Annotated in this window: 8 protein-coding genes and 1 pseudogene; 8 read left to right on the top strand and 1 reads right to left on the bottom strand. The window is 70.4% G+C overall.

Features of this window, described 5'->3' with window-relative positions:
- Positions 1 to 192 (bottom strand): carboxylesterase family protein (locus P7D22_RS21825; RefSeq protein WP_319936367.1); only part of this gene is annotated, 192 nt, incomplete at its 3' end.
- Positions 193 to 270: 78 nt separating this feature from the next.
- Between P7D22_RS21825 and rdgB the strand changes: the two genes are divergently transcribed.
- The 8 genes and pseudogenes from rdgB to P7D22_RS21785 all read left to right on the top strand — a co-directional run.
- Positions 271 to 891 (top strand): RdgB/HAM1 family non-canonical purine NTP pyrophosphatase, encoded by a 621-nt coding sequence (rdgB, locus tag P7D22_RS21820; RefSeq protein WP_319936366.1) that lies wholly within the window; start codon positions 271 to 273, stop codon positions 889 to 891.
- Positions 888 to 1,535 (top strand): Pr6Pr family membrane protein, encoded by a 648-nt coding sequence (locus tag P7D22_RS21815; RefSeq protein ID WP_319936365.1) that lies wholly within the window; start codon positions 888 to 890, stop codon positions 1,533 to 1,535. Before rdgB ends, P7D22_RS21815 begins: the two co-directional genes overlap by 4 nt.
- Positions 1,532 to 2,464 (top strand): annotated as a pseudogene (locus P7D22_RS21810) (threonine ammonia-lyase); the annotation flags it as partial. The gene P7D22_RS21815 and the pseudogene P7D22_RS21810, both read left to right, overlap by 4 nt.
- 99 nt (positions 2,465 to 2,563) lie before the next feature.
- Positions 2,564 to 3,742, top strand: a complete 1,179-nt coding sequence (hemW, locus tag P7D22_RS21805) for a radical SAM family heme chaperone HemW (protein ID WP_319936363.1) — start codon at positions 2,564 to 2,566, stop codon at positions 3,740 to 3,742.
- 116 nt (positions 3,743 to 3,858) lie between these two features.
- A complete protein-coding gene (locus P7D22_RS21800) occupies positions 3,859 to 4,428 on the top strand; it encodes a hypothetical protein (protein WP_319936362.1) in 570 nt (189 codons plus the stop codon).
- Between the two features lie 261 nt (positions 4,429 to 4,689).
- On the top strand, positions 4,690 to 5,097 hold the full coding sequence (locus P7D22_RS21795) for a hypothetical protein (protein WP_319936361.1): 408 nt from the start codon (positions 4,690 to 4,692) through the stop codon (positions 5,095 to 5,097).
- Between the two features lie 109 nt (positions 5,098 to 5,206).
- Positions 5,207 to 6,124 (top strand): pseudouridine-5'-phosphate glycosidase, encoded by a 918-nt coding sequence (locus P7D22_RS21790; RefSeq protein WP_319936360.1) that lies wholly within the window; start codon positions 5,207 to 5,209, stop codon positions 6,122 to 6,124.
- Between the two features lie 12 nt (positions 6,125 to 6,136).
- Positions 6,137 to 7,025, top strand: an 889-nt coding sequence (locus P7D22_RS21785) for a carbohydrate kinase family protein (RefSeq protein WP_319936359.1), incomplete at its 3' end; no start/stop codon positions are given.

Here is a 7,025-nt window from a genome sequence, read left to right as displayed (position 1 = left end):
CGTCACCCGTTGCGGCGCCGCCGGCCCGAACCGCGACCCATCGCGCAGGCCGGTCCAGGGTGTGGGCGCCACCGGCGGCAGGAAGCGCCGCGCCCCCGTGGGCGGCGCCCCATAGGGCACGCCGCGCCAGCACCAGCTTCGGCCGTCCCGCACCCCGGAGACCCGGCCGGCTTCCGTCATCACGTCGCTCATACGCGGCTTCACCCTTGCATCCCGTGCGGCGGCTGGCATGTAGGGCGCACACAGTCCCGCGCCGCGAAGGAAACGCGCATGCCCCCCATCCCCCGGCTCGTCATCGCCACCCACAACGCCGGCAAGCTCCGCGAGATGGGCGAGCTTCTGGCGCCCTATGGCATCGAAACGGTGTCGGCCGGCGCCCTTGGCCTGCCCGAACCGGAAGAAACCGGAACCAGCTTCGTGGCCAACGCGCTGATCAAGGCCGAGGCGGCCGCGCGAGCCGCCGATCTGCCGGCGCTGGCGGACGATTCAGGCCTCTGCGTCGACGGGCTCGACGGCGACCCCGGCATCTATTCGGCCCGCTGGGCTGGCGAGAGCAAGGATTTCGGCGCCGCCATGGCCCGCATCGCGACGCTGCTCGACCAAAAGGGCGTGGCGCCCGAAGCGCGGCGCGGGCATTTCGTGGCGGCGCTTGCCCTGGTGTGGCCCGACGGGCGGCGCGAAACCGTCGAAGGCAAGGTGTTCGGCCGCATCGTGCCGCCACGCGGCAGCCTCGGGTTCGGCTACGACCCGCTGTTCCTGCCGGACAACCATGACCTCACCTTCGGCGAGATGGCGTCGGAAGCCAAGCACGGCATCCCGGCGGACGGCTCGGAAGCCCTATCGCACCGGGCCCGCGCCTTCCAGGCGCTCGCGCGCCGCTGCTTCGGGTGACGGGGGCCGCCCTGCCCCGCCATCCGGCCTCGTTCGGGCCTCAGCTCGCGGCCTTGCCCGTCGCGGCCGCCGCATGGGCGGGGCTCGGGCTCGAATTCGCCCGCCTCGACGCGTCCCGGCATGCCGCCGCGCCGACCCTGTGGGCCATGCTGCGCTATTTCACGATCACCACCAATCTCGCGGTGGCGATCGCCTTCACGGCGCTGGCCTGCGGCCTGCGCCCCGGTGCGATGCCCCGCTGGCTTGCCGGCCTGTCGCTGTCGACCCTGCTGGTCGGCGTCGTGTTCCGGCTGCTGCTGGAAGGCTTGTTCATCCATGGCCTCGGCCTTGCCACGGTGCTGATGCACCGGGTGACGCCGGTGGCGGTGCCGCTGTATTGGCTCGCCTTCGTGCCGAAGGGGCGGCTCGGCCTCGTCGACCCACCGCTCTGGCTGCTTTATCCCCTGGCCTATCTGGCTTATGCGCTCACGCGCGGCAGCGTTGAGGGCCGTTATCCCTACCCGTTCCTCGACGTCGCGGCGATCGGCCCCGCGCGGGTCGGCATCAACGCCCTCGCGATCGGCGTGGGCTTCCTTGGCACCGGCTTCGTTTCCGTGTGGATCGATCGCATGCTGGGCCGCCGCAACCGCGAGCCTTCCGCATGACCGACGACGCGATCGCCCTGGCCGACATCGAGGCTGCGGCCGCACGCCTGCAAGGCCATGCGGTGCGGACGCCGCTCCTCAGCCACCCGGACCTCGATGCCCGCACGGGCGGCCGCGTCTTCCTGAAAGCCGAGCCGCTGCAGCGCACCGGCTCCTTCAAGTTTCGCGGCGCCTTCAACCGCCTGGCCCGCATCGACCGGGCCCTGACACCCGGCGGCGTGGTGGCCTTTTCGTCGGGCAACCACGGGCAGGCGGTGGCGGCCGCGGCCCGTCACTTCGGCCTCCAGGCCACCGTGGTGATGCCGGCCGACGCTCCCGTCATCAAGGTGGAGCTGACACGCGCCCAGGGCGCCACGCTGGTGTTCTACGATCGCGAGCGCGAAGACCGCGCTGCCATCGCGGCTCGCTTAGTCGCCGACACCGGCGCCGTGCTGGTGCCGCCCTATGACGACCCGGACGTGATGGCCGGCCAGGGCACGGTAGGGCTCGAGATCGTCGAAGACCTGGCCCTCCTCGGGCTCGTGCCCGATGCGGTGCTGGTGTGCTGCGGCGGCGGCGGGCTGCTGGCCGGCACCGCCGTGGCCGTGAAGGCCCATGCGCCCCATGCCGCGATTCACAGCGTCGAGCCCGATGGCTTCGACGACACGGCCCGCTCGCTCCGGAGCGGCCGGCCCGAGCGCAACCCGCCCGGTGGCCGCACCCTGTGCGACGCCATCGTGACGCCGACGCCGGGCAGCCTCACCTTTCCGATCAACCGGCGCCTCGTGGCTGACGGGCTCGTGGTCGACGACGCGGCGGTGCGGGCCGCCATGGCCTATGCGGCGCGGCACCTGAAGCTCGTGGTCGAACCCGGCGGCGCCGTGGCGCTGGCGGCCGTGCTGGCCGGCCGCATCGATCTACGCGGGGGGGTCGCGGTCGCGGTGCTGTCGGGCGGCAACGTCGATGCGGCGCTGTTGGCCGACGTGCTCGGGTAAGGCTGGCCTTCACCCTTCGTTTACCACGCCGGGGCCGCGTGCCATAAGCGGGCCATGTCCCTTCACCTCATCGGCAGCAACAGCGGCGATCCCGGCTTCGGGGTTTATGTCCACTGGCCCTTCTGCCTGTCCAAATGCCCCTATTGCGACTTCAACAGCCACGTGCGCCAGGCGCCCGTGGACGAGAACCGCTTTCTGCAGGCCTTCCGCACCGAGCTGGCCCATCGGGCCCGCATCGCGCCGCGCCGCATCGTGTCGTCGGTGTTCTTCGGCGGCGGTACGCCGTCGCTGATGCAGCCCCGCACCGTCGGGGCGCTGCTGAATGCCATCGCGGCCCATTGGCCGCTCGCCCACGACGTCGAGGTGACGCTCGAGGCGAATCCCACCTCGGTCGAGGCCGAGCGCTTTCGCGGTTACCGCGACGCCGGCGTCAACCGGGTGTCGCTCGGCGTCCAGGCCATGAACGACACCGACCTGAAGGCGCTCGGCCGGCTGCACACGGCCGACGAAGCCATGCAGGCCGTCGGCATCGCCCAGTCGATCTTCGAGCGCTACAGCTTCGACCTCATCTATGCCCGGCCGTTCCAGTCGACCGACGCCTGGCGGGCCGAGTTGAACGCTGCCATCGACCGCGCCGCCGAACACCTGTCGCTCTACCAGCTGACGGTCGAGCCCGACACGATGTTCGAAAAGCTGCATCGGGCCGGCAAGCTCAAGGTGCCCGATGCCGAACACGCCCGCGCCCTGTGGGACGTTACCCAGGAGGTGACGGCGGCGCGCGGCCTGCCGGCCTATGAAATCTCCAACCATGCCCGGCCGGGCGCCGAATCCCGTCACAACCTGATCTACTGGCGCTATGGCGAATATGCCGGCGTCGGCCCCGGCGCCCATGGCCGCATGCGGACGCAGAGTGGCCAGCGCCGCGCCCATTCGACCGAGCGCCATCCCGAAATGTGGCTGACCGTGGTGGAGGGCGAAGGCCATGGCCTCATCAGCGACGACCCGCTCGACCGCGACCAGCAGGGCGACGAGTTTCTGCTAATGGGCCTGCGGCTGCGGGAGGGCATCGACCCGCGGCGCTTCACGGAGCTGTCGGGCAAGCGCCTCAACGACGCCACCATCGATGAGTTGGCCGAGCAGGGCCTCGTGGTCCGCACCCGCGACGGCCGGCTGCGGGTGACCCAGGAAGGCTTTCCAGTGCTCGACATGGTGGTGGCGGAGCTGGCGGCGTAAACCAGCCAACGCCGCCACGCCAACCGACGCGAAGCACCGGGTCCACCGATTGCGCGGCACTCGAATTCTTGAGAAGCTGGATACCGCACGGCCGTCCGGGCCCGGGACGACGCAGCATGTTTGACGATTTCGCACCCTTGCAGGCCGCCCTGGAATCGGTCGGCTGCGTCGGCTTCTGGGAAGCGGATTATTCCGTCGGGCGCCTCCGCACGACGGGCCAGCTCACCACCCTCTACGGCCTGACGGCGGCGCAAGGCGAGCAGGGTGCGTCCTGGTCCGACATCGACCACGCCTTCCACCCCGATGACATCAACGCCGTCAGGCGCCTGCGCCGATGCCCGACCGCGACCATCAGCGGATCCCACGTGATTCGGTTCCGCATGATCGACGCCGACGGGCAAACGCGCCAGATGGAGGCGCACGGCAACATTCTGGTCGATCGCGCCGGCATGCTGACCCGCACCAAAGGGCTTGTGTTCGAGGTGACCGAAGGCGGCGTTGCGACTGCCAGCCTTCCGGCCCCGGCCTCCCTCGCCGGGCTCGACCGCCTGTCGGCCAACGTCCTGCAATCGTACCGGGAAGCCAAGGCGCTGGGGCTCACCGACGTCGAAACCGAATTGAAGGCGACGCTGTTCAAGGTGGCCAACCTGCTAGGCAAGCGGTTCCGCATCGCCTCCAGCCATTAGAACCTGAAAGGTCGGCCTCCACGGTGAAGGTGGCGCGCCCCAGTGAGCGATCGCGCCAGCCGGGAGGGGCCCGGCGCGCATGAAGGTTTGGCCATCCGGGCCGCTCGGGGCTTTTTCGTGACATCATTTCGGTAGATCATTGTGGGGTTCAACTGACGGACCCCCATGCGGCGTGACGTTCAAGATTTTTTCGACGATTGGGTGAAGGTGCGGCTTCCGCACAGGATGCGGTCGAGGCCGGGGCTTCCGGGGCCCCTGGCGATGTTCGCTCTGTTGTGCGCCGACGCGGCCGAGGATGGGATCGGCGAGGATGACTTGCGTGATCTGCTGGTCGACCCCTTCGAGGCCATGATCCGCGTCATGATGGAGGTGTCTCCATCCCAGCCCGGCTTCGAGGCCACTGGCGACGCAGGCCCCGGGCAGGGTCACGTTCCCCCGGCAACCGCCATGCGCCTGGCGATCAGCTACCTCGACGGCTTTAGGGACGTTGTCCGAGGCGATATCGACCTGGCCGCCGATCTGGTGCTGTTCAACCTCGCCCAGCAGGGATTCCAGCTCACGGCCTGGACGGACCTCGCGGCGAGCCCACAACGCTCGAGCCCCGGCTACCGGAACCTCGGCATGGCGGTGCCGACCCCGAGGGACCTGCTCGACGATCCGCTCTTCTGAAGCGCCGAAACGGGCGGGACCGTTTGGCGATCGGTGAGACGCCGGTTGCCAGCGGCGCGCCCCTGCGGGCATACAGCCGGGGACGCATCCCCTCCGACCCCGGGCTTCCATGCAACTCAACAGCTTCCTCACCGTCGGCGCGGAGGTGCGCGACGCGCTCGGGGCCGGCAAGCCGGTGGTGGCGCTCGAATCCACCATCATCACCCATGGGATGCCCTATCCGGCCAACCTCGAGACCGCGCGTGCGGTCGAAGCGGTGGTGCGCCAGAACGGCGCCACCCCGGCCACGATCGCGGTGCTGGACGGCAAGCTCGTCGCCGGCATGGACGATGCGACCTTGCAGCGCCTCGCCACCGCGACCGGCGTCGTAAAAGCCTCGCGGCGCGATCTCGCGGCCGTGTTGTCGACGGGTGGCAGCGCCGGCACCACGGTTGCGGCCACCATGATCGTGGCGAAGCTTGCCGGCATTGCGATCTTCGCCACCGGCGGCATCGGCGGCGTGCATCGCGGCGCGGAAGCCACCTTCGACATCTCGGCCGACCTGCTCGAACTGGCCCAGACGCCCGTCACCGTGGTGTGCGCCGGCGCCAAATCGATCCTCGACCTGCCCAAGACGCTCGAAGTGCTGGAAACCCACGGCGTGCCGGTGCTGGGCTATGGGTCGGACGAGTTCCCGGCCTTCTTCTCGCGGACCAGCGGCCACACGGTCGACCATCGGTTCGACACCCCCGAGGCGCTGGCCCGCGTCATCGGCACCCAGCGGGCGCTCGGGCTCGGCACCGGCATTCTGGTGACGAACCCGATCCCCTTGGCCGATGCCATCGACTCAGCCACAATCGATCCCCATATCGCGGCCGCGGTGGCGGAAGCGGAAACCCAGGGCATCGGCCGCAAGGAACTGACGCCGTTCCTGTTGCAGCGCATCCTGGACCTTACGGGAGGGCGGAGCTTGGAAGCCAATATCGCGCTCGTGAAGAACAATGCGACGCTGGCCGCCAGGATGGCGGTGGCGCTCGCGGCCCTCTGAGGCGCGACGTCCGTGCCCGGGACCGTCGTGGTGGTGGGCGACGTGATGACGGACATCATCGTCAAGCCGCATGGCCTGCCGGCACCTGGGTCCGACCAGCCCGCCACCATCACGCCGGTGCCGGGCGGCTCGGCCGCCAACCAGGCCGTGTGGCTCGCCTCCTTCGGGGTGCCGGTGGTGTTCGCCGGCCGGGTCGGGTCAGCCGACCATGGCTGGCAGGACGCGAGCTTCCGTGAGTCCGGCATCGTGCCGCGCCTCGCGGCCGACCCCGATCTCGGCACCGGCACGCTGGTGACGCTTCTGTCGCCCGACGGCGAGCGGAGCTTCTTCACCGACCGGGGCGCCAACGAAGCTCTTTGCCGCGCCGACCTGCCCGACAGCCTGCTCGACGAGGCCGCGATCCTGCACCTCAGCGGCTACGCCCTGGTGTCGCCCGGGCCACGCGCCGCCGTGACCGAACTGATGGCCACGGCCCGGCGCCGCGGCATTCCGGTGACGATCGATCCCGGCTCGGCCGGGTTCCTGCGCTCGGTCGGCCCGGAGCATTTCCTGCGCTGGACCAGCGGCGCCGCCATCTGCTTTCCCAACGCCGACGAGGCCGCCACGCTTGCCGTGACGGAAGACCGCGACGAGCAATTGCGCTGCTTGTCGGACATCTATGGGCTGCTCGTGGTGAAGCGCGGCCCCGCCGGGGCCGAGGCGGCCAACCGCCATGGCGCCCATTGGACCGCCGCCGGGCGCCCGGCGGGCGTGCTCGACACCACGGGGGCCGGCGACGCCTTTCTGGCGGCGTTCCTGGCAGGCTATCTCAAGGGCGCCGCCATCCCGATCTGCCTCGCCCGCGGGGTCGAGGCCGGCGCCCGGGCGACGGAAGTCTATGGCGGCCGGCCGGTGCCCGCCC

This window comes from Lichenihabitans sp. Uapishka_5 (assembly GCF_033947565.1).
Taxonomy (GTDB): domain Bacteria; phylum Pseudomonadota; class Alphaproteobacteria; order Rhizobiales; family Beijerinckiaceae; genus Lichenihabitans.
This window is presented reverse-complemented; position numbering and strand designations above follow the sequence as displayed.

What these genes read in the sequence shown, in the direction of transcription:
- rdgB (WP_319936366.1), top strand. Translation starts at nt 271, where the DNA reads ATGCCCCCCATCCCCCGGCTCGTCATCGCCACCCACAACGCCGGCAAG.
- hemW (WP_319936363.1), top strand. Translation starts at nt 2,564, where the DNA reads ATGTCCCTTCACCTCATCGGCAGCAACAGCGGCGATCCCGGCTTCGGG.
- P7D22_RS21800 (WP_319936362.1), top strand. Translation starts at nt 3,859, where the DNA reads ATGTTTGACGATTTCGCACCCTTGCAGGCCGCCCTGGAATCGGTCGGC.
- P7D22_RS21795 (WP_319936361.1), top strand. Translation starts at nt 4,690, where the DNA reads ATGTTCGCTCTGTTGTGCGCCGACGCGGCCGAGGATGGGATCGGCGAG.
- P7D22_RS21790 (WP_319936360.1), top strand. Translation starts at nt 5,207, where the DNA reads ATGCAACTCAACAGCTTCCTCACCGTCGGCGCGGAGGTGCGCGACGCG.